Below are 529 nucleotides of genomic sequence, written 5' to 3'. Positions count from 1 at the left end.
GCGCAAGCTGCCCTCCGGCGTGCTCGGCCCCTTCGTCAATGACGAATATTCCGACGTGAGCTTCGCCCTTTATGCCCTCAAGGCCAAGGGCATGCCGATGCGCGAGCTCGCAAGGCAAGCCGAGACCATCCGTCAGGACCTCCTGCACGTGTCCGGCGTCAAGAAGATCAACATCCTCGGCGAACGTCCCGAGCAGATCTTTGTCGAGTTTTCCTATGCCAAGCTGGCAACCCTCGGTGTGTCGGCAACGGATATCGTTGCCGCCTTGCAGCGGCAGAACACGATGACACCCGCCGGCTCGATCGACACCAAGGGACCGCAGGTCTTCATCCGGGTCGACGGCGCCTATGACAGCGTCCAGGCGATCGCCGATACGCCCATCGTCGCCGCCGGGCGGACGCTGAAGCTGTCCGACATCGCCGAGGTCCGCCGCGGCTACGAGGATCCTCCCACCTACATCATCAGGCACCAGGGTGAGCCCACCATCATGCTCGCAGCGGTGATGCAGGAGGGCTGGAATGGTCTGGCG

1 protein-coding gene is annotated in these 529 nt (G+C 63.5%); it reads left to right on the top strand.

Annotation, left to right across the window (positions count from 1 at the left end):
- Positions 1 to 529, top strand: a 529-nt coding sequence (locus tag MOV75_RS41470) for an efflux RND transporter permease subunit (protein ID WP_246933094.1), incomplete at both ends; no start/stop codon positions are given.

Source organism: Bradyrhizobium sp. PRIMUS42 (genome assembly GCF_023006515.1).
Classification (GTDB): domain Bacteria; phylum Pseudomonadota; class Alphaproteobacteria; order Rhizobiales; family Xanthobacteraceae; genus Bradyrhizobium.
Note: the sequence above shows the minus strand (reverse complement) of the source record. Positions and strands in the feature narration are given on the sequence as shown.